Below are 20,805 nucleotides of genomic sequence, written 5' to 3' on the forward strand. Positions count from 1 at the left end.
CGCCCACCGTCGAGCCGGGTCGCGCGAAGCCCCATCGACATCCCCGGTCCGCTCGACGAACCGTGCCGGTACGGCGTGTACACCGGCATCGAACTCGACCTGCAGGCGGCCGACGCCGTGCCGCAGGCGGCACGTCTCGGTTTGGAGCCGCCCCGGTTCTGTGGCCAGTGCGGCAGGCGAATGGTGGTGCAGGTGCGCCCCGACGGGTGGGATGCACGTTGTTCGCGCCACGGTGTCGTCGATTCGTCGCAACTTGGTCGACGATGATGGCGCAGGCTTATCCGGGGGCACCCGGCTATCCGGTGACGGCGAAGCGAAAGCACTCGCCAGCGCCGCTGGTTGTCGTCGGTGTCGTGGTGCTGTTGCTCGGCGTCGTGTTCGGTGTGGCGTGGGCGGTCACGACCCCCGCGATGACCGGGACGGTGACTGCGCAGGGTGCCGCTGTGCCGTCGGAACAACTCGGTGAGGAGTTCGCCGGTGTTGCGGTGTTCGCGTTCTGGATGCTCGCCTACGGTGCGGTCGCGGCGGCGCTCGCATGGTTCGCCGCCCGCTACTGGAGAGGTCTTATCGGTTACGGCGTAACCTTCGTGACCGCAGTGATCGGCACCGTGATCGCGGGATCCATCGGCACGTGGGTCGCGCACCTACACTTTCCGGATCCGCACGACGTCGGGATGGGGCAGACGTTCCGTGTCGTCCCCGACCTCGTGCTCGACGGCGCCACACGCAACGGGTTCTCGGCGCCGTGGATTCTCCTCATCTGTGCACCACTGACCGTGAGTCTCGTCTATCTGGTGTGTGCGCTCGCGAACAGCGACGCCGACCTCGGTGTGGGCGACGGAGTCGTCGACGACGTGGATCGTTCGCTCACAGTGGGGGTTTGAGCGTTGCGAACTCGTCGGTGACGCGTAACTCGTTGTCGGCGAAGGCATAGAGCGCGGGCGGCCGCCCGCCCGTACGGCCCGTCTTTCCGACTGTCCCGGTGGCCACGACGACGCCACGTCGGCTGAGTATTCGCAGAAGGTTGGTCGTGTCGACCGGGTAACCCAGTGCAGCACAATAAATTTCGGATAGCTCAGACATCGGGAACCTGGCCGGTGCCAAGGCGAAGGCAATATTGGTGTACGAGAGTTTGGCTGCCAGACGTCGACGCGCTGCGGCGATGATGTCGGCGTGGTCGTGAGCCAACACGCTGAGGGAGTCCACCGGCAGCCACGCCGCGGTGCCGGGTAGTCGTGCGGGCGCGTCGGTGGGTACCAGGCCCAGATATGTCGACGCAATGGTTCGACGCCCCGGTGTGCGATGTGGTGCTGAGAACACCGAGAGCTGCTCGAGGTGTGCGACCTTGCGGATGTCCATCGTGTCGGCAAGCTGGCGTCGAGCAGTCTCCGAGAGACTTTCATGTGGTGCGACCCCGCCGCCCGGAAGAGCCAACGGCTCGTCGTCGTGCTGCCGCCACAGAAGAACGCACAGTTGGGGCTCGTCGTCGGGTGTCGGGCGCCGCACCTGGAAAACCGCGCTCAGGACCTCGACCCCTGCCGTGCCTGGCGACTCAGACGTCGTCCGGCCCGATTCCTGTGTGACCGACTCCTGTGCGACGGCGCCATCGGAACTGTCATGACTCGGCGCGGACATGCGGTCGATTCTAGGGCGCGTTCCGCAGCGCGGTCTTCAGGCGCTGCGGAACGCATCCTCGCAGTGCTTCGCTGGAACTCGGGAGGCGCTTCGCTGGAACTCGGGAGGCGCTTCGCTGGAACTCGGGAGGCGCTTCGCGCGGGAACTCGAGAGCCGCTCCGCTCACAGTTCGTCGAGGCTGATCAGTCCGTCCTGGATCGCACGAGCAACCAACGACGCCTTGGTTCGCGCCGGCCGCCCGGCGTCTGCATACTTCGTCCGAATGCGCGCCAGATGCGTGTTGACCGTGCCCACCGAGATCACCAGCCGCGACGCCGCCACCGACTTGGAGTCGGTGAGAAGCCATGTCCGTAGCACCTCGACCTCGCGGGATGTCAGGGGAACTCGTGGGTGCATGCGCTCACCACCTCCAGGCGCGGAATGCATGCCGGAGCCAACCGACGCCGACACCACAGGGCGCAGGTGCGCGTGGTCTGCCGTGTGTCGCGTGGGAGGCGTCGTCACGATTCGACGTGCAGCAAGACGTTCGAGTGCCTCCTGACGGCGTCGAACCGCTTCCAGTGGAGTGGAGAACGATGATCTGCGCGTCGGGATCGACGGCGCGATGGCCATGGGGGAGGTCGATGTAGGAGGAACGTCGTCGCCGGCGCGGGGGCCAATCGTGGAGGTCATCGGGGGTATCTCCTGTGATTCTCGTCGAGCAGTGGCGGTGTTGTCGCTGACCTCTTCGACGCTATTGCCGCAGGCGACCACAGAAACGCGTAGTGGGCTACTCGAATCGGAGTACCGACGGTACCCACCGGGCGGGGTGCTACGATCTAGGTGTTTTCGACCAACAGTCGAAAACCTGTATCGGAGCACGAACCGCGTTCTCCGGTCGCAGGCTGAAGGAGTGACACATGAGTATCACGAGCGACCGTCCGGCAGCAGTTCCCGAACCCGGTCTGATCGACGCGGTGTGGACAGACGGTTCCGGTGGATTCACCGGTGTGGAACCGACCGCGGCGTGGGCAGAAGAGGTTCGTCGACTAGCGCGTGCGCGTAATGCGACCTTACTCGCGCACAACTATGATCTACCGGCAATTCAAGATGTTGCAGACCATGTCGGTGACTCGCTTGCACTGTCCCGGATCGCGGCGGAGGTCGACTCCGACGAGATCGTGTTCTGCGGCGTTCACTTCATGGCGGAGACCGCGAAGATCCTCAGCCCCGACAAGCGGGTCCTGATACCCGATGCCAGGGCGGGGTGCTCGCTCGCCGATTCGATCACGGCCGACGACCTCCGGGCGTGGAAGGCCGAGTATCCCGACGCCGTCGTCGTTTCCTACGTCAACACGACCGCCGAGGTGAAGGGTCTCACCGACATCTGCTGCACGTCGTCGAACGCTGTCGACGTGGTGGCGTCGATCGATCCCGATCGCGATGTGTTGTTCCTTCCGGACCAGTTCCTCGGCGCGCACGTCAAACGGGAGACCGGCCGCGACAACATCCACATCTGGGCGGGCGAGTGCCACGTGCACGCCGGGATCAACGGTGACGAGCTGACCGCCAAGGCCAACTCGCACCCCGACGCCGACCTCTTCATCCACCCCGAGTGCGGGTGCGCGACGTCGGCGCTCTACCTCGCGGGCGAGGGAGCGGTGCCCGATGATCGCGTCAAAATCCTGTCCACCGGCGGAATGATCGACGCCGCGCGGCAGACCGGTGCCAAGCAGGTTCTCGTCGCCACGGAGATCGGCATGCTGCACCAGCTCCGTAAAGCCGCGCCGGGTATCGACTTCCAGGCGGTCAACGATCGCGCCTCATGCCCCTACATGAAGATGATCACTCCGGCCGCGCTGCTGCGTGCGCTGCGTGAGGGCAAGGACGAGGTGTTCGTCGCTGACGACGTTGCCGAGCGCGCACGCAAGAGCGTCGAGCGGATGATCGCGATCGGCAATCCGGGTTCGGGTGAATGAGTCCTCGAATGACTGAATTGGGGAGCGCGTTCATCGGCCAACGCGAGGCAGCCGGAGAACTCGACCTGGCCATCACCGACGAGGTCAGGTCGCTGATCCGAACGGCACTCGACGAGGATCTGCGCTACGGACCCGACATCACCACCGCGTCGACGGTGCCCGCGGGCGCGACGGTCGACGCGCAGATCGTCAGCCGTGCGCTCGGAGTGGTCGCCGGGCTGCCCGTCGTACTTGCTGTTCTCGACGAGGTCGTCGGTGTCGGGGCGTACGAGGTGACCGCCGCGGTTCCCGACGGCACGAGAGTCGCACCTGGCGAAGTGGTGTTGGCGGTTCATGCGCCTACCGCCGCTCTGCTCACCGCGGAGCGCACGGCACTCAACCTGGCGTGTCATCTCTCGGGGATCGCCACCGCGACAGCACAGTGGGTCGACGCCGTCAACGGAACGCCCGCGAAGATTCGTGACTCGCGAAAGACGTTGCCTGGCATGCGTTATCTGCAGAAGTATGCGGTGCGGGCGGGTGGCGGCGTCAACCACCGCATGGGGCTGGGTGACGCGGCGCTGATCAAAGACAATCACGTCGCCGCCGCGGGATCGGTGAGCGCAGCGCTGCGCGCTGTGCGTGCAGCGGCACCCGACCTGCCGGTCGAGGTCGAAGTGGATTCGCTCGACCAACTCGACGACGTGCTCGACCTCGAACCCCAACTCGTGTTGCTCGACAACTTCGAACTCTGGGCTACCCAGATGGCCGTCTCCCGCCGCAACAACCGGTCGCCGGAGACGAAGCTGGAGTCCTCGGGCGGGTTGAGTCTCGACCAGGCCGCCGACTACGCACGCACGGGCGTCGACTACCTCGCCGTCGGAGCACTGACACATTCGGTCACCGCGCTCGACCTCGGACTCGACATCCCGCTCTGAGCGGTGGAAACGCACTGCCGAGTGGTGCAAAAGCACTGTGGCCCACAGCGAAGGCTGTGGGCCACAGTGTTTTCTTGATTTTGGTGCGTCTGGCACCCAGCGTGCCTTTCGGCAGCCAAATGGTCAGTCGGTGCGCTCGTGGCGTCCGTGCTGCGAGTCGGCATCTCCGGTCGCGGCTGCCGAACGCGCGGTGGCGTCCGGACCGTCGACGAGTTCCGCGAACTCCCTGTCGAGGTCGTCTACCGCCGTGCTGCCAGTCGCCCCTGTGTTTGCAGTGCGGTTCTCGCCTGTCCGGCCGCTGTTTACGGTGACCGGTGCGACGTCGAACGACGCGGTGGGCGTGACGTCGATGACTTCCTCGCGGACGGCGGCGAGCCGCTGTTCGTCGAAGCTCTGCGTCTTGAGTGCGACCTCCTTGATGAACACGATCGCGACGAAGCTGATCGCGGCCATCACACCGGCGATGAAGAAGACGCGCGCGATTGCGTCACCGTAGGAACCGCGGACGATCTCGGCGATCGGTCCGGGCAGATCCTTGAGGTTCGAGAGCCCTGCACCCGACCCGCCGGTCTGTGCCGGATTGACACCCGCCGCGACCAGACCCTTGGTGATCAGGTCGGTGACGTGGGTGGCCAGCACCGCACCGAGCACCGACACGCCCGCCGCACCTCCGAGCGAGCGGAAGAACGTCACCGTCGACGTCGCCGAACCGAGGTCATCGGGTCCGACGTTGTTCTGCACAGCCATCACGAGGTTCTGCATGGTCATTCCCATGCCGAGTCCGAGGATGAACAGGAACGCTCCGATGACGACCATGTCGGTATGTGCGTCGATGGTCGACAGAAGGAAGAATCCTGCTGTCATCAGCGCAGCGCCCGTGACGAGGAAGCGCTTCCACCGACCGAACCGTGTGATCAGAGCGCCCGAGACCGTTGCGGCGAGCATCGAGCCGATAATCATCGGAAGGGTGAGCAGACCTGCCGCCGTGGGGGAGTAGCCGCGGGCGATCTGGAAGTACTGACCGAGGAACACGGCACCACCGAACAGTGCGACACCCACGGCAACGCTTGCCAGTGTGGCGAGGGTCGTGGTGCGGTCGCGGAACAGTCGCAGCGGAATGATCGGGTCCTTGGCGCGCGATTCGACGAACAATGCGCCGACGATGAGCACGATTCCGAGTGCGACGAGTCCGAACGTCATTCCCGACAGCCACGCGAAGCTGTCACCGGCGAGGGTGACCCAGATGAGCAGGGTGCTGACACCTGCCGCGATCAGGAACGCGCCGAGGTAGTCGATGCGGACGTCCTTGCGGACCGTCGGAAGGTTCAGCGTGCGCTGGATGACCAGCAAAGCGATCACCGCGAGCGGAACACAGACGTAGAACGTCCAGCGCCAACCGAGCCAGCTGGTGTCGACGATCACGCCGCCGATCAGCGGGCCTGCGACGGTCGCGAGCGACATCACAGCTGCGATCGGACCCTGGTAGCGGCCGCGTTCGCGCGGGCTGAACATCGATGCGATCACGATGACGACCAGCGCCTGCAAGCCACCGAGCCCGAGGCCCTGGATGACGCGGAAACCGATCAGCATGCCGACCGACTGTGAGAGTCCGGCGAGGACCGAACCGAGGGTGAACAACGCCAACGACGCCTGGACCAGGATCTTTTTGCTCACCAGGTCGGAGAGCTTGCCCCAGATGGGTGTGGTCGCCGTGGATGCGAGGAGGGTCGCCGTGACGACCCAGGTGTACTGGCCCTGCGTTCCATGCAGGTCAGTGATGATGACGGGGAGCGCATTGGACACGATCGTCGACGAGAGAAACGCGACGAACATTCCGAGGAGCAGACCGACGAGCGCTTCTAGCTTCTGTCGATGGGTCATCGGTGCGCCCGCAGCGGAAGTGACCTCCCGCGTGGCGGCTTGAGACATGGGAGAACCTCCTGAGGTAGTGGCTGGTCCCGCGCGGTCCGCCGCACGGGAGAAGGATGTCGGGGCGCGGCAACGATGGCCGGCCGATTGCTGGCTGCAGATACGTCACGCAACCAACTAGTTGAGTGAAGCAACTATAACCATTGATAGTTGTAACGCGCAACTATCTTGAGTATTCCCGGACCAGGCGCAGTTTCTCGACGCGGCGAATCGGAGCCGGGTCTCGGGTTCAGTCTGCGGCCGGATTCGAGGTAGTTCGGGGGCTCACGCTCGCTCAGGGCTCAAGCAGGGTCGGGTTCGAACTCCGCGTCGTCGACAAGGAGGCGGTTGAGCAGTCGGGTGAGGGTCCGGATGTCCTCTGGGTCCCATTCGGACAGCCGTGCACGCCAGTCTGCGACCGCCGCGTCGGCGACGTGATCTACGCGTGCTCGGCCGGTAGGGGTCAGGGAGACCAGTCGAGCGCGGGCATCGTGCGGGTCGGCGTGTCGCTCGGCGAGACCGAGGCGCACGATGGCGTCGATCTGTCTGCTCACAGTCGACTTCTCGAGTCCGAGCTGCGCGACCAGTGTCGACACAGGCAGAGATCCGTCGGCGCCGGCGAGCATCGCGATCAGGGGGTAGTTCGACGGGTCGAGTCGGGGATCCACCGCGCGGGCGCGGTTGCGTAGTCGAATTCGTCCCTGTCGCATCAGGTCGGCGAAACCTGTCTCCAGGTCGGTGATCGGGTCATCGGATGCGTCGTCGGCGTTCACTGGGTGGTCGGAGCGAGCGTCGCCCATCTGCGGTGAATCCTGTCCGTCGCGGTTCGTCGGATGATGCGCCACAGGGTACCGCGCACTGAAACGTGATTCAGGACTCGACGGGTGTGGCGGTCGTCGGAGAGGATGCGAGCGACACGGGTGAGGGCATCCGCACACGCTATGGCGCTGCGGTTCACGGTTGCTGCGTTGCTTGCGCTCATCTTCCGGACCTGCCCGCCAGGCAACCACGTCTGCCCCGCCACCGGGGTGTGGTGGCGGGGTGTGGACGGGTTGCGGCACAACCGGATTCGACGGTTCGCCCGGTTCGTTGGGCTAGCGTGTCGGCCGGGTCGGCGCGCGGGTCGGCTGACGCGGTGGTCAGGCGGCGTCGGCCAGCGGTGGGTCGGCGCCTCCTGGTGGGTCGATGCCGCCGAGCCACCAGGGGCTGGCTGGTGGGGCTGGACCTGTTGGCGCGTCTGGGTCTGTGGGCGGGTCGGGGTCGGGTGGATCAGCGAGGTTCCATTGGATGTCGACGCGCGAGCTGAGGCGCACGGTGTCATTCAAGGGGATTGCGCCCACCAGCGCGAGCTCGACGCCGGTGACCGTGTGGGGTGCCGCCTGCCCGCTCGCAGGTGGCGGTTCTTGTATCGAGGGTGGCGACACCATCCAGGCACCCACTGCGTCCGCGACGATCTCCGCGTCCGCCGTACCCGGGGCTCGCGCGCCGATCTCGATGTCGGCTGCGTCCGAGGCGATCTCGGCACCAGCCGCTCCCGCGACAAACCCTGCACCCGGTGCGTCCGCGACGTTCTCGGCTCCAGCTATGTCTGCGATCCCAGCACCGGCAGCGCGTGCAGCCGCTGCGGCTTCGTTGCTGATGTGTTCAGCAGCGAGGTAGTCGTGGAAGTCGGCTTTGACGTCGGCGACGCGGTTGATGCGTTCCGGATTCCCGGGCATACCGGGTTTGGCGTTGAGCCGCCACGCAACGCGGCCGGTATCAGGGCCTTCGGTGATCATGCGGGTGGTGAACTGGCCAGGTTTCTTGCCAACCCGGCGGTTGTGCACATCACACGCCGGCACCAACTGGTCGATATCGGTCAACCCGCCGTCGGCCCAGTCTTTCGCGGCGTGATGCATCTGCACCCTGCTCGCGGGCTGATTACACCCCGGTGCCGAACACATTTTCCCGCCCGCCGAGGCAAACGACGCCAACCGCTGCCCCAACGACGCGATCCGCTTCGACCGACCCAAATACAACGGGATGCTGGTGTGGTCACCGAACACCGCCAAATACTGACTCGCACCGGCGGAAGCGGCCATCTCGATCACATCGTCGATCGGGAGGAGCGTTCCGGACGTGGTTTGCGCGATCCCTGCTTGTGCTTCCAACTCGTGCAGGCTGGTGGTGACGATTACCTGGATCGGTAATCCCCGATGGGTGTTGCCCAACATCCCTGATTCGAGTACTTGCCCGAGTAGGGCGGAGAAGGCGTCGTGATTGCGTTGGGCGGGTGAGCGTTGATCCCGCAGCGCAGCCGCCGCGACCTGCTCCGCGTTGGCGGTGGTGATCGGACCCACGGGCGAGTCCGGGTCGTCGGGGTTGTTCATGCCGGGTTTGGCCCACGAGTCCAACACGGTATCGAGCCGTGCGCGGGCGATCGGATCCAAATCGGCGGTCAACCGCGACATCAACTGTGCGTTTTGCCGGTTCACCCACAAGCGTCGTCGTCGTTTGCGGTCTTTCGGGTTGGTGAGTGTTCCATCCGGGTCGAGATGGGCGAGTAGCCGTGAACCGAGGTTGGTGATTTCGGCGGGCGTGAACTCGGTCGCGTAGCCGGCCATCTGTGCTTCGGCGGCAGCTTTCGTCTCCGCCGAAATGTCGGCGGGGATCGCCTCCAACACTTCGAGTACCGCGCGGACGTGTGCGCCGGCGACGCGCCCTTCCACGACGTAGCCGGCCAACGTGGGACACGCGGGTAATAGGCGGTCACCGCAGATGGTGGTGAATGAGCCGGTCGCCGCGATCACCCGGTACCGGGCTGCCGGATCACCGATATGCAGGCGCTGGCCCATGAAGTTGCGAATGTCGCGGAAACCCAACGAGTGGGGCAGGTCGCGGTCGGACGCTTCCACGATCAAGCGGTCGGTGACCGCGCCGGCCGTCCGCAGTGCTAGCCGTTCGGCCTCGACGGTGGCTTCGACGAGCACGTCGTCGGACACCAACGACACATCCACCGTCGCCAACTCATCCAACACCGCAGCCAGGCGTGACAGTTTCTCGGCGACCACCGCATCCGCAGACCCCACCGCCGCCGTGGCCAAAGCCGAAGGCGCACGGCCGTTTCCGCCGTCGCTGCTGTTGCGTTTGCTGTTCACGTGCCGCCACCCCCGCCCCAACGTCGTGTCGAATATGTGTTCTACACTACCCGACAATACGGGCACCGTCGAGGAAAACTCGAAAGAAGTTTCGACACCTCTTGATCGGGTCTTCCCGGTCGCACTGCTTCGCTCCTGCCGTACTGCCGACGGACCGCATTCGGAAACCAGTGGTGCCGCCACATATCCTGGACACATCAACCCGACCGATCAGGAGACACCCATGCTCGCCCGAACCGACCTGCGCGGTAGCTCGCCGACGCTCGCTGAGCTGCGTCGCGCGTTGCCCCGTGGGGGCACCGACGTCAATGCCGTGCTGGATACGGTGACGCCGGTGGTGCATGCGATCGCCGACCGCGGCGTCGAGGCAGCACTCGAGTATGGCGAGAAGTTCGATGGCGTGCGTCCGTCGAGTGTTCGGGTTCCTGCCGATGTAATCGCCGATGCGCTGGCGAAACTCGATCCGACTGTCGCCGATGCACTGCGTGAGTCGATCACCCGCGCCCGGCTCGTTCACGCCGATCAGCGTCGTACGACGTCGCGTACACAGGTCGTCGACGGGGGAGCCGTCAGCGAAAAGTGGATTCCCGTCAGGCGTGTCGGCCTGTACGTTCCCGGTGGTAATGCCGTCTATCCGTCGTCGGTCATCATGAATGTCGTCCCCGCGCAGGAGGCGGGCGTCGGATCGCTCGTGGTTGCGTCACCTCCGCAGAAGGACTTCGGTGGTTGGCCGCACCCGACCATCCTCGCGGCATGCGCACTTCTCGGCGTCGACGAGGTCTGGGCCGTCGGTGGTGCGCAGGGCGTCGCGCTCCTTACTTACGGCGGTACGGATACCGACGGTGCGGTCCTCGATCCGGTCGACCTCATCACCGGTCCCGGCAACATCTACGTCACGGCAGCCAAGCGACTGTGTCGCGGACTCGTCGGCATCGATGCCGAGGCCGGACCCACTGAGATCGCCATCCTCGCCGACGATTCGGCTAATCCGTCCTTCGTCGCCGCCGACCTCATCAGCCAGGCCGAGCACGACGTTCTCGCGGCGTCGGTGCTCGTGACCGACAGCGTTGCCCTAGCCGACGCCGTCGACGCAGAACTCGACCGCCAGGTCGCCGAGACCAAACACCGTGAGCGAGTCACCACGGCGCTGAGCGGCAAGCAGTCGGGCGTCGTGCTCGTCGACGATGTCGAGGCCGGTCTTGCCGTGGTCGACGCCTACGCGGCCGAGCACCTCGAGATCCAGACGCGCGACGCCGCGCAGGTCGCCGATCGCGTGCATAACGCCGGCGCGATCTTCGTCGGCGACTTCGCGCCGGTCAGTCTCGGGGACTACTGCGCAGGATCGAATCACGTTCTGCCGACATCGGGTTCGGCCCGGTTCGCGTCGGGACTGTCGGTGCAGACCTTCCTGCGTGGCGTGCATGTCATCGACTACGACGAGGCGGCGCTGCGCGACGTCTCCGACCAGGTGGTCACCTTGGCGCAGGCCGAAGACCTTCCGGCACATGGCGATGCGATCACACGCAGGTTCTCGGGGGCTGTTGCCGGGGCCGCCAAGTGACGCCCGCCGCCACCGGAGCCCAGATTCCCGGCGCTCAAGTACCCGGAGCCCAGATCACCGTCGACGATCTCCCGCTCCGCGACAATCTGCGCGGTAAAAGCGCTTATGGCGCACCGCAATTGAAGGTGCCTGTCGTTCTCAACACCAACGAGAACCCGCACCCGCCATCGCCGGAACTGATCGCCGACGTCGCCGAATCGGCCGGCGCCGCAGCGGCAGAACTGCACCGTTACCCAGACCGTGACGCCGTCGCGCTGCGTAGCGACCTCGCCGCCTACCTGAGCGCAGCCACCGGAACCCACCTCGGCGTCGAAAATGTCTGGGCGGCAAACGGTTCCAACGAAATCCTGCAGCAGCTCCTGCAGGCTTTCGGTGGCCCTGGTCGTGCGGCGTTGGGCTTCGTGCCCAGCTACTCGATGCATCCGATCATCTCGGACGGCACCGACACCACCTGGCTCGAGGCCAAGCGCAGCTCCGACTTCTCTCTCGACATCGACTACGCGGTCGGCGAGATCTCCGCACGACGCCCCGACATCGTGTTCGTGACCTCTCCCAACAACCCGACCGGAGCATCGATCTCGAACGACGGGCTCCGGGCCATCGTCGACGCCGCGCCCGGCATCGTGATCGTCGACGAGGCGTACGCGGAGTTCTCCGAGCAGCGCAGCGCTGTCGAGTTGATCGACGAGTTCCCGACGAAGGTCGTCGTCAGCCGCACGATGAGCAAGGCGTTTGCCTTCGCAGGCGGTCGGCTCGGGTACCTCGCGGCGTCACCCGCGATCGTCGACGCCCTGCAACTGGTGCGGCTGCCGTATCACCTGTCGGTGCTCACGCAGGCCGCGGCACGAGCGGCGTTGCGCCATGCAGACGAGACGCTGGGCGGAGTCGCGAAGATCATCGCCGAGCGCAAACGCGTCGTCGCAGAGCTCGAGAAGGTGGGATTCGACGTCGTCGACTCCGACGCCAACTTCGTGCTGTTCGGTCGCTTCGCCGACGCTTCGGCGTCGTGGCAGCGCTACCTCGACAACGGCGTGTTGATCCGCGACGTCGGAATTCCCGCGCATCTCCGTGTCACGATCGGATTGGCTGACGAGAACGACGCGTTCCTCGACGTCAGCAGAAAGCTCGCCACCACAGATCTGGAGAAGTCACAGTGACCACCCCGGCACCGCGTATCGCACGCGTCGAGCGGACGACCAAGGAGTCGTCGATCGTCGTCGAACTCAACCTCGACGGCACCGGCGTCACAGCGATCTCGACGGGCATCCCGTTCTTCGACCACATGTTGACCGCCTTCGGCGCACACGGCAGCTTCGACCTGACCGTCGAGGCGAAGGGCGACGTCGAGGTCGAGGGACACCACACCATCGAAGACACCGCGATCGTGCTCGGTCAGGCACTTGGACAGGCTCTCGGCGACAAGAAGGGAATTCGACGCTTCGGCGACTCGTACATCCCGATGGACGAGACGCTCGCGCACGCCGTCGTCGACGTGTCGGGCCGACCGTACTGCGTCCACACGGGCGAACCCGAGCACATGTTGACCGCAGTCATCGGTGGATACCCCGGCGTGCCCTACTCGACGGTGATCAACCGCCACGTCTTCGAGTCCATCGCGCTCAACGCACGTATCGCGCTGCATGTGCGTGTGCTCTACGGCCGCGATCAGCACCACATCACCGAGGCCGAGTTCAAAGCGGTCGCCCGCGCGCTTCGTGCGGCGACCGAGGCCGATCCCAGAGTCAGTGGAGTGCCATCCACCAAGGGCGCTCTATGAGTGCGACGAACATCGTCGTCCTCGACTACGGCTCGGGCAATCTGCGCTCCGCCCAGCGCGCACTGGAGCGCACCGGCGCCGACGTCGCCGTGACCAGCGACTTCAACAGTGCGCTTGAAGCCGACGGATTGGTCGTGCCGGGCGTCGGCGCGTTCGCGGCCTGCATGGATGGGTTGCGCGCGGTCCACGGCGACCGGATCATCGGCCGACGCCTCGCGGGCGGACGCCCGGTGCTCGGCATCTGCGTCGGCATGCAGATCCTGTTCGAGCGCGGCGTCGAATTCGGTGTGGAAGCCGACGGATGCGGAGAGTGGCCGGGAACGGTGTCGCGGCTCGACGCTCCCGTGCTGCCGCACATGGGCTGGAACACCGTCGACGCCCCGACGGACTCGACGCTCTTCAAGGGAATCGACCCGGCAACCCGCTTCTACTTCGTGCACTCGTATGCGGCTCAGACGTGGGAGATGGACAACGTCGGATCGCCACTCGCCGCACCGGCCCTGACGTGGGCCGAACACGGCAGCCGTTTTCTCGCGGCCGTCGAGAACGGCGCGTTGAGCGCCACACAGTTCCACCCCGAGAAGTCGGGCGACGCGGGAGCAGAACTGCTGCGCAACTGGGTCGGGAGCATCGCATGAGCGCGTCCGACGGTGTGCCCGAGCGCCCACACTTCTCCTACGGGCGGTTCGTGACATTCGTCTTGGGTTCCGGAGTGCTCGTGCTGGTGATCGGCATTCCGATCATTCTTGCGCTGGCACACTGGTCACCGGTGGCAGGTTTGGTCGCCGCGCTGCTCGTGGTGCTCGCGATGATCGGGACGATCGGCTGGATGTCGCGGCGGATCATCGGCAACTACGAGCGCAAGGTGCGCGCCCTCGACGAGGGAAACGCAAGCCCCTGACCCGGCGCGCGAGCGCGATCACCCACCGAACCGTCCGAGATCAACAGACACCCGAGATCACCAGCCCGTACGAGACGAACAGACCCGTACGAGAACAAACAGACAGGAAAGACCTCACGTCATGGGGAAGACCCTCGAACTCCTACCAGCCGTCGACGTCGCCGATGGACAGGCCGTTCGGCTCGTCCGCGGTGCGGCGGGCACCGAAACCGCTTACGGCTCACCCCGCGATGCCGCGCTGGCATGGCAACGCGACGGTGCCGAGTGGATTCACCTCGTCGACCTCGACGCCGCGTTCGGCCGGGGCAACAACCGCGAACTGCTCGCCGGTGTGGTGGGCGAACTCGACGTGAAGGTCGAGTTGTCCGGTGGCATCCGCGACGACGAGTCCCTCGAGGCCGCACTGGCGACGGGCTGTACCCGCGTGAACCTCGGTACCGCTGCGCTCGAGAACCCCGAATGGTGCAGGCGCGCGATCGCCACGTACGGCGACCGCATTGCCGTGGGACTCGACGTCGTTGCCGACGGTGACTCGTATCGACTGCGTGGTCGGGGATGGGTCACCGACGGCGGTGATCTGTGGGAGGTACTCGCGCGACTCGACGGCGACGGCTGCGCGCGCTACGTCGTCACCGATGTCAGCAAGGACGGCACGCTCGGCGGGCCGAACCTCGATTTGCTCTCCGAGGTCACCAAGGCAACCGACGCGCCTGTCGTCGCGTCGGGTGGTGTGTCGGCGCTCGGCGATCTCATCGCCATCGCCAGCCTGACCGACCAGGGTGTCGAGGGCGCGATCGTCGGCAAGGCTCTGTACGCGGGGCGATTCACCCTGCCTGACGCTTTGGCGGCGGTCGGTAACCTGTGACCACCGGTTCCGGCCTGGATCTGCCCGCACTCCTCGAGGTGGCGGGCAGCATTCTCGACGGTGTGTCCGGCGAGTTCGTCGCCGGACTCGGCGCGCCCAGTGCCGTTGTGAAGGGTCTGACCGACTTTGCGACCCAGGTCGACCTCGACCTCGAACAACGCATCCGACGAGAACTCACCGACCGGACCGGAATCAACGTGCACGGCGAAGAATTCGGCGGACCACCGGTGACCGACGGTGCCGTGTGGGTCCTCGACCCGGTCGACGGAACGTACAACTATTCGACGGGCATGCCGCTCACAGGCATCCTGCTCGGACTGCTCGTCGACGGTGAGGCGGTACTCGGTCTCACATGGCTGCCGCTGACCGGACTGCGCTACGCCGGTCACGTCGGAGGTCCGCTGTACCGCAACGGCGTCCCGATGGCCGCGCATCTTCCGACGACGCTCGCCCAGACGGCCGTCGCGTTCGGACCGTTCAACGTCAGTCACGGCGGTCGCTACCCCGGGGCTCGTCGAGCGCAACTACTCGAAGCGCTGAGCGTGCGAGCGGCCCGACTGCGTATGACGGGCAGCACCGGCGTCGACATGGCGTACGTAGCCTCCGGAATCTTCGGTGCCGCAATAGCTTTCGGTGCACATGCCTGGGACAATGCCGCCGGCGCCGCCCTGGTGCGTGCCGCAGGCGGGCTCGCCACAGACCTCGCGGGCAACCCGTGGACGGCGTCGTCACCGTCGCTGGTGACCGCGATGCCCGACGTGCACCGCGAGCTGATGGCCGTGATCGACGACGTCGGCGTGTGGTCCGGCAGCGACATCACCAGCACCACTACCGACCCCCGCACAGCGCAGCACGGCAGCCCCGAGCGCCCCGGCGCAGACGACAGGACTTCTCGATGACCCTCGCAACTCGCGTGATCCCGTGCCTCGATGTGGACGACGGTCGGGTCGTCAAGGGCGTCAACTTCCAGAATCTCCGCGACGCGGGCGACCCCGTCGAACTCGCCGCGCGATACGACGCCGAGGGCGCCGACGAGTTGACCTTCCTCGACGTCACCGCGTCGAGTTCGGGGCGCGCCACGATGATCGACGTGGTGCACCGCACCGCCGACGCGATCTTCATCCCGCTGACCGTCGGAGGTGGCATCCGCACGGTCGACGACGTCGACGCGATGCTGCGTGCAGGCGCCGACAAGGTGAGCGTCAACACCGCGGCGATCTCGCGCCCCGAGGTGCTCGCCGAGATGAGTCGACGGTACGGATCGCAGTGCATTGTGCTCTCGGTCGACGCCCGAACGGTTCCCGACGACGCAGAGCCGACGCCGTCGGGGTGGGAGGTCACCACACACGGCGGACGCAAAGGCACCGGAATCGACGCCGTCGAGTGGGCGCAGCGCGGTCAGGAACTCGGCGTCGGCGAGATCCTGTTGAACTCGATGGACGCCGACGGCACCAAGCAGGGCTTCGATCTGCGGATGCTGGCCGCGGTTCGCGCGGTGGTCGACGTCCCCGTGATCGCCAGTGGTGGAGCAGGCAAGGCTGTCGACTTCGCGCCAGCGGTGCTGGCGGGCGCTGACGCAGTGCTCGCCGCATCGGTGTTCCACTTCGGTGAGCTCACGATCCCAGAGGTCAAGGGTGCGATGGCAGCAGAAGGCATCGTCGTACGTACCGAACGCGACACGGAAGGGCAGGTCTGATCGCATGGCACTCGCGCCGGAACTGACCGCACAGCTCAAACGCAACGCAGACGGACTCTTCGCCGCCGTTGCCCAGGAACGCTCCACCGGGCAGGTGTTGATGGTCGCGTGGATGGACGACACGGCGCTCGAGCGGACACTCGCGACTCGTCGTGCCACCTACTACTCACGCTCACGCCAGGAGTACTGGGTCAAGGGCGATACCAGCGGACATACACAGTACGTGCACGACGCTCGTCTCGATTGCGACGGCGACACGATCCTGCTGATCGTCGACCAGGTCGGGGCCGCCTGCCACACCGGTAACCACAGCTGTTTCGACACCCCGTCGCTGGCCTTCGACGTCGACGATGACCAGACCGACGACCAGCACGTCGACGAGCGCAGCGAGGACCAGAAAATCGACGGGGCGGGCGCGGCGTCGAGTTGATGCCTGGGACAATCGTCGGGGAGAAGCTCTCCCCACAGCTCCGTGCTCGACGAGCTCGAATGCCGCACCGCGCTGCGGCCTCGAACCCGACGCGGACCAGCCGACGGAAGGCGGTGACGCAGTCATGCCACTGATCCAGATCTCGCAGACTCCGGGTCTATCCGACCGGGTCAAGCGCGAGACCATCGCGGCGGTGACCGAGGCGTACGCGAAGGCCACCGGCAAGAACCCGGATTCGGTATGGGTCACCATCACCGAGGTGCCCCGCTCGCAGTGGGGCGTCGGCGGCGAGCCGCTCGGATGAGCGGCGAACACACACTCGCGGCTGCGACCGACGGTTCGCGGAGCAGCTCTGCGTCGAACACGAACGCCGATACGACGACGCTCGAGCAGTTCCTCGATCTCGCGTCCGACCATCGCGTCGTGCCGGTGACGCGAAAGGTGCTCGCCGATTCGGAGACGCCGCTGTCGGCGTACCGAAAACTGGCGGGCGAGCGGGAGGGCACCTTCCTCCTCGAATCCGCGGAGAACGGCCGGTCGTGGTCGCGGTGGTCGTTCATCGGCGTCGGCGCGCCATCGGCGCTGACCGTTGTCGACGGCAAGGCCGCATGGTGGGGGACAGTTCCCGCAGGCGCTCCCGTCGACGGCGATCCACTCACCGTTCTCGCCGAGTCGCTGCGGTTGCTCGCCACCGATGCCTTCCCCGACATGCCGCCGCTGACCGGTGGGTTCGTCGGCTTCATGGCGTACGACATGGTGCGCAGGCTCGAGCGTTTGCCGGAGACAACCGTCGACGACCTCGGCCTTCCCGACTTGATGATGCTGCTGGCGACAGATCTTGCCGCCGTCGACCATCACGAGGGAAGCATCACCCTCATCGCGAATGCGGTGAATTGGGACGGCAGTGCCGAACGTGCCGAAGAGGCGTACGCCGACGCCGTCGCCCGACTCGATGCGATGACGCAGGCTCTGGCCGCACCCGCGCCGTCGACCGTGTCGCGTTTCGACAGGCCTGCACCCGATTTTCGTGTGCAGCGCACCCGTGAGGAGTACGGCGAGATCGTCACCGGCCTGGTCCGCGAGATCGAGGCCGGCGAGGCATTCCAGGTGGTGCCGTCGATGCGCTTCGAGATCGACACCGACGCCGACCCGCTCGACGTCTATCGCATTCTGCGGGCCTCCAATCCGAGTCCGTACATGTACCTGCTGCGCATGCCGGGCGTGGGCACCGACGACAGCGGCGCACCTCGAAAGCCCTTCACGATCGTCGGATCGAGCCCAGAGGCGCTGGTGACGGTGACCGACCGGGTTGCCACGACGCACCCGATCGCCGGTACGCGCTGGCGCGGGGCCACCGAGGAGGAAGATCAACTCCTCGGGAAGGAACTCAGCGAGGACGAGAAGGAGAACGCCGAGCACCTGATGCTCGTCGACCTCGGCCGCAACGACCTCGGTCGCGTGTGCGCCCCGGGCACCGTCAAGGTCAGCGACTACCGCCACATCGAGCGGTACAGCCACGTGATGCACCTCGTGTCGACGGTGTCGGGGACGCTGCGCGACGACAAGCATGCGCTCGACGCTGTCACCGCGTGCTTCCCCGCGGGAACGCTGACCGGTGCACCCAAGGTGCGTGCAATGGAACTGATCGAGGCCATCGAGAAGACACGACGTGGCCTGTACGGCGGAATCGTCGGCTACCTCGATTTCGCGGGCAACGCCGACACCGCCATCGCGATCCGCACCGCACTGATGCGCACGGGCATCGCTTACGTGCAGTCGGGTGGCGGCGTGGTGGCCGACAGTGAAGCCGACTACGAGTACAACGAGGCCCGCAACAAGGCCACCGCTGTTCTCAACGCGATCGCGGCGGCCACGACGATGCGCCGCGTCGGCGTCGAGAGTGGCGGCGTGGAGAGTGTCGGCGGGGAGAGTGACCGATGACCGTTCCTGATCCTGAACGAAATCACAGCGCTGAAGGGCCCGATGGCGAGGGCGCTGAGGCAGTAAGTGCCGCCGACCGCGAGAAGCAGGCGGCGCGGGCGCAGCGTCGAACAAAGCTCCTCGGGTCGATACTCCTGGCCGCAGCGGCACTCGCATTCTGGATCGCCTCGCGCCTGACGTGGGCAACGGTGCTCGCGGCCGACGGGTTGTCTCCGGCGCGGACCTTCGACGTCAAGGGCAGCGACTGGAGCCCATGGCTCACGCCGCTTGCGCTGGTGTTGCTCGCGGCCATCCTGGCGGCGATGTCGCTGCGTGGGTGGGGTTTGCGCATCCTGGCGCTCTTGGTTGCCGCAGCGGGTGTGCTTGCCGCCTTCCCGGCGATCTCGCTCGTCATGGGCGGAACGAACGACACGTATGCCGCCACTGCCGCAGGTCTCAACGATCGATACGTCGTGCAGTTGGTGACCACGCACAACTGGGTCGCCGTGGTTGTCCTCATCGGGTCGCTGTGTGCAGTCGCAGCTGGGGTTCTGCTCATGCGTGTCGCGTCCGGTGCGGGCATGTCGTCGAAGTACAAGACCCCCGCCGCGCGACGCGAAGACATCGAGCGCGAGATCTTCGCAGAACACAAGCGTCGCCAGGCAGCCGAATCAGCCCAGACCGACAAGAATGCCCAGGCCGGCAAGGATGCCCGGAGCGCGAACGCTGCCTCGTCGGAGGGGTCGTCGCCGGTGCAGAAGAGCGCTGCGGCAGACGATTCGGCGGGGTCAGGCGGCTCGACGGGCGACCAGCACGACGCGCCCGATGCCCCCAACGAGCGCATGCTCTGGGACGCTCTCGACACCGGGATCGACCCGACAGATCAACGATGACGAAAACCACAACCCGCTCCCGGCGCTTCGAAGGCGGCCGTCTACCCTGAGAGCACGAACAGAAAGGGAGCCAGCTGTCGTGAGCACGCCCACCGTCCTCGATTCGATTCTCGAGGGAGTGAAAGCCGATGTCGCCGCACGTGAGGCGATCGTCGACTATGCGGCCGTCAAAAAGGCGTCCGTTGCCGCGCCGGCTCCTCGCGATGCGATGGCTGCGTTGCGCAAGACCGGAATCGGCGTCATTGCCGAGGTGAAGCGAGCGAGTCCCTCCAAGGGCGAGCTCGCCGACATCCCTGATCCAGCAGACCTCGCCGCCGCATACGAAGCGGGCGGTGCACGCATCATCAGTGTCCTCACCGAGGAACGTCGGTTCCGTGGGTCGCTCGCCGATCTCGACGCCGTGCGCGCCCGTGTCGACATCCCCGTGCTGCGCAAGGATTTCATCGTCGGGCCGTATCAGATCCACGAGGCCCGCGCCCACGGTGCGGACGTCATCCTGCTGATCGTCGCGGCACTCGAGCAGAATGTGCTCGCCTCGCTGCTCGACCGCACCGAGAGTCTCGGCATGACCGCGCTCGTCGAGGTACACACCGAGGACGAGGCCAGCCGCGCACTCGAAGCCGGTGCGTCGGTCATCGGTGTGAACAATCGCAACCTGAAAACCCTTGAGGTCGACCGCAATACGTTCGCGCGTATCGCTCCGGGTCTGCCCACCGAGACCATCCGGGTCGCCGAGTCGGGTGTGCGTGGCACTGCAGATCTGCTGGCATTCGCCGGTGCGGGTGCCGACGCGGTGCTCGTCGGCGAGGGCCTGGTCACCTGCGGAGACCCGCGCACAGCGGTCTCCGAACTCGTGACCGCCGGTACCCATCCTTCCTGTCCGAAACCCGTTCGCTGACACTCGCTTTCGATCTAGCGTCGACTTGCGTGTCACGGACGACGAGATGTCTGTGAGAGTTCCGTGACCACCGAATCCCGATCCGACGATCAACTCCAGGCCGAGTTCCCCACTGCGAGTGTCGGAGTCAGCACGCGTACGTCGTCGGAACCCGACGCGGGCGGACACTTCGGCGTGTACGGCGGACGTCACGTTCCCGAGGCGCTGATGGCGGTCATCGACGACGTGACCGCTGCCTACGAGAAGATGCGCACAGACGACGAGTTCCTCGGCGAACTCGATCGGTTGCAGCGCGACTACGTCGGACGT

The 20,805-nt window shown here is 66.1% G+C and carries 22 protein-coding genes and 1 pseudogene; 18 read left to right on the plus strand and 5 right to left on the minus strand.

Going from position 1 to position 20,805, the window contains the following annotated elements:
• Nucleotides 1-33 precede the first annotated feature (33 nt).
• Nucleotides 34-267 carry a biotin synthase auxiliary protein BsaP gene (gene bsaP / locus GOSPT_RS20095; RefSeq protein ID WP_039856827.1) on the plus strand — a complete coding sequence of 78 codons (234 nt, stop codon included), beginning with the start codon at nt 34-36 and terminating at the stop codon, nt 265-267.
• Nucleotides 264-884, plus strand: a complete 621-nt coding sequence (locus GOSPT_RS20100) for a DUF2567 domain-containing protein (RefSeq protein WP_245548751.1) — start codon at nt 264-266, stop codon at nt 882-884. Before bsaP ends, GOSPT_RS20100 begins: the two co-directional genes overlap by 4 nt.
• On the opposite strand, the gene GOSPT_RS20105 is transcribed toward GOSPT_RS20100, so the two are convergent.
• Nucleotides 868-1,635, minus strand: a complete 768-nt coding sequence (locus GOSPT_RS20105; protein WP_005208443.1) for an NUDIX hydrolase — start codon at nt 1,633-1,635, stop codon at nt 868-870. The genes GOSPT_RS20100 and GOSPT_RS20105 overlap by 17 nt on opposite strands.
• Nucleotides 1,636-1,797: 162 nt before the next feature.
• Complete coding sequence (locus GOSPT_RS20110; protein WP_039856829.1) at nt 1,798-2,307, minus strand: helix-turn-helix transcriptional regulator; 510 nt, start codon at nt 2,305-2,307, stop codon at nt 1,798-1,800.
• Between the two features lie 227 nt (nt 2,308-2,534).
• Here GOSPT_RS20110 and nadA point away from each other — a divergent pair, with 227 nt between their 5' ends.
• Both nadA and nadC read left to right on the plus strand, forming a co-directional pair.
• Nucleotides 2,535-3,593, plus strand: a complete 1,059-nt coding sequence (gene nadA, locus GOSPT_RS20115) for a quinolinate synthase NadA (protein ID WP_005208445.1) — start codon at nt 2,535-2,537, stop codon at nt 3,591-3,593.
• 8 nt (nt 3,594-3,601) lie between these two features.
• Nucleotides 3,602-4,510, plus strand: coding sequence for a carboxylating nicotinate-nucleotide diphosphorylase (gene nadC / locus GOSPT_RS20120; protein WP_005208446.1), 909 nt, complete (start codon nt 3,602-3,604; stop codon nt 4,508-4,510).
• A 123-nt stretch (nt 4,511-4,633) separates the two neighbouring features.
• Here nadC and GOSPT_RS20125 read toward each other — a convergent pair whose 3' ends face one another.
• The 3 genes from GOSPT_RS20125 to GOSPT_RS20135 all read right to left on the minus strand — a co-directional run bounded on the left by GOSPT_RS20125 (nt 4,634) and on the right by GOSPT_RS20135 (nt 9,555).
• Nucleotides 4,634-6,391, minus strand: a complete 1,758-nt coding sequence (locus tag GOSPT_RS20125; protein ID WP_039856824.1) for an MDR family MFS transporter — start codon at nt 6,389-6,391, stop codon at nt 4,634-4,636.
• A 329-nt stretch (nt 6,392-6,720) separates the two neighbouring features.
• The gene (locus tag GOSPT_RS20130) at nt 6,721-7,218 is read right to left on the minus strand and encodes a MarR family winged helix-turn-helix transcriptional regulator (protein WP_005208448.1); all 498 of its coding nucleotides are present in this window, start codon (nt 7,216-7,218) and stop codon (nt 6,721-6,723) included.
• A 339-nt stretch (nt 7,219-7,557) separates the two neighbouring features.
• Nucleotides 7,558-9,555 (minus strand): HNH endonuclease signature motif containing protein, encoded by a 1,998-nt coding sequence (locus GOSPT_RS20135; protein WP_005208450.1) that lies wholly within the window; start codon nt 9,553-9,555, stop codon nt 7,558-7,560.
• 223 nt (nt 9,556-9,778) lie between these two features.
• Here GOSPT_RS20135 and hisD point away from each other — a divergent pair, with 223 nt between their 5' ends.
• From hisD to GOSPT_RS20205, 14 genes and pseudogenes are all read left to right on the plus strand, one after another.
• On the plus strand, nt 9,779-11,116 hold the full coding sequence (hisD, locus tag GOSPT_RS20140) for a histidinol dehydrogenase (protein WP_005208451.1): 1,338 nt from the start codon (nt 9,779-9,781) through the stop codon (nt 11,114-11,116).
• The gene (locus GOSPT_RS20145; RefSeq protein WP_005208452.1) at nt 11,113-12,273 is read left to right on the plus strand and encodes a histidinol-phosphate transaminase; all 1,161 of its coding nucleotides are present in this window, start codon (nt 11,113-11,115) and stop codon (nt 12,271-12,273) included. The genes hisD and GOSPT_RS20145 overlap by 4 nt, the downstream gene beginning before the upstream one ends.
• Nucleotides 12,270-12,893: an imidazoleglycerol-phosphate dehydratase HisB gene (gene hisB, locus GOSPT_RS20150; protein WP_005208453.1), complete on the plus strand. Its 624-nt coding sequence runs from the start codon at nt 12,270-12,272 to the stop codon at nt 12,891-12,893. Before GOSPT_RS20145 ends, hisB begins: the two co-directional genes overlap by 4 nt.
• Nucleotides 12,890-13,531: an imidazole glycerol phosphate synthase subunit HisH gene (gene hisH, locus GOSPT_RS20155; RefSeq protein WP_005208454.1), complete on the plus strand. Its 642-nt coding sequence runs from the start codon at nt 12,890-12,892 to the stop codon at nt 13,529-13,531. Before hisB ends, hisH begins: the two co-directional genes overlap by 4 nt.
• On the plus strand, nt 13,528-13,794 hold the full coding sequence (locus GOSPT_RS20160) for a hypothetical protein (protein WP_005208455.1): 267 nt from the start codon (nt 13,528-13,530) through the stop codon (nt 13,792-13,794). The genes hisH and GOSPT_RS20160 overlap by 4 nt, the downstream gene beginning before the upstream one ends.
• A 121-nt stretch (nt 13,795-13,915) precedes the next feature.
• On the plus strand, nt 13,916-14,659 hold the full coding sequence (priA, locus tag GOSPT_RS20165) for a bifunctional 1-(5-phosphoribosyl)-5-((5-phosphoribosylamino)methylideneamino)imidazole-4-carboxamide isomerase/phosphoribosylanthranilate isomerase PriA (RefSeq protein ID WP_005208456.1): 744 nt from the start codon (nt 13,916-13,918) through the stop codon (nt 14,657-14,659).
• A complete protein-coding gene (locus GOSPT_RS20170) occupies nt 14,656-15,558 on the plus strand; it encodes an inositol monophosphatase family protein (RefSeq protein WP_005208457.1) in 903 nt (300 codons plus the stop codon). Before priA ends, GOSPT_RS20170 begins: the two co-directional genes overlap by 4 nt.
• Complete coding sequence (hisF, locus tag GOSPT_RS20175; RefSeq protein WP_005208458.1) at nt 15,555-16,355, plus strand: imidazole glycerol phosphate synthase subunit HisF; 801 nt, start codon at nt 15,555-15,557, stop codon at nt 16,353-16,355. The genes GOSPT_RS20170 and hisF overlap by 4 nt, the downstream gene beginning before the upstream one ends.
• A gap of 4 nt (nt 16,356-16,359) precedes the next feature.
• Nucleotides 16,360-16,785, plus strand: coding sequence for a phosphoribosyl-AMP cyclohydrolase (hisI, locus tag GOSPT_RS20180; RefSeq protein WP_005208459.1), 426 nt, complete (start codon nt 16,360-16,362; stop codon nt 16,783-16,785).
• Between the two features lie 124 nt (nt 16,786-16,909).
• Nucleotides 16,910-17,089, plus strand: a complete 180-nt coding sequence (locus tag GOSPT_RS20185) for a tautomerase family protein (protein ID WP_005179191.1) — start codon at nt 16,910-16,912, stop codon at nt 17,087-17,089.
• Nucleotides 17,086-18,726 carry an anthranilate synthase component I gene (locus tag GOSPT_RS20190; RefSeq protein WP_005208460.1) on the plus strand — a complete coding sequence of 547 codons (1,641 nt, stop codon included), beginning with the start codon at nt 17,086-17,088 and terminating at the stop codon, nt 18,724-18,726. Before GOSPT_RS20185 ends, GOSPT_RS20190 begins: the two co-directional genes overlap by 4 nt.
• Entirely contained in the window at nt 18,723-19,598 is an 876-nt protein-coding gene (locus tag GOSPT_RS20195) for a TIGR02234 family membrane protein (protein ID WP_005208461.1), read from the plus strand. Before GOSPT_RS20190 ends, GOSPT_RS20195 begins: the two co-directional genes overlap by 4 nt.
• Nucleotides 19,599-19,677: 79 nt before the next feature.
• Nucleotides 19,678-20,496: an indole-3-glycerol phosphate synthase TrpC gene (trpC, locus tag GOSPT_RS20200; protein WP_005208463.1), complete on the plus strand. Its 819-nt coding sequence runs from the start codon at nt 19,678-19,680 to the stop codon at nt 20,494-20,496.
• 63 nt (nt 20,497-20,559) lie between these two features.
• Nucleotides 20,560-20,805: pseudogene (locus GOSPT_RS20205) on the plus strand (tryptophan synthase subunit beta); the annotation flags it as partial.

This window comes from Gordonia sputi NBRC 100414, from assembly GCF_000248055.1.
Lineage (GTDB): Bacteria > Actinomycetota > Actinomycetes > Mycobacteriales > Mycobacteriaceae > Gordonia > Gordonia sputi.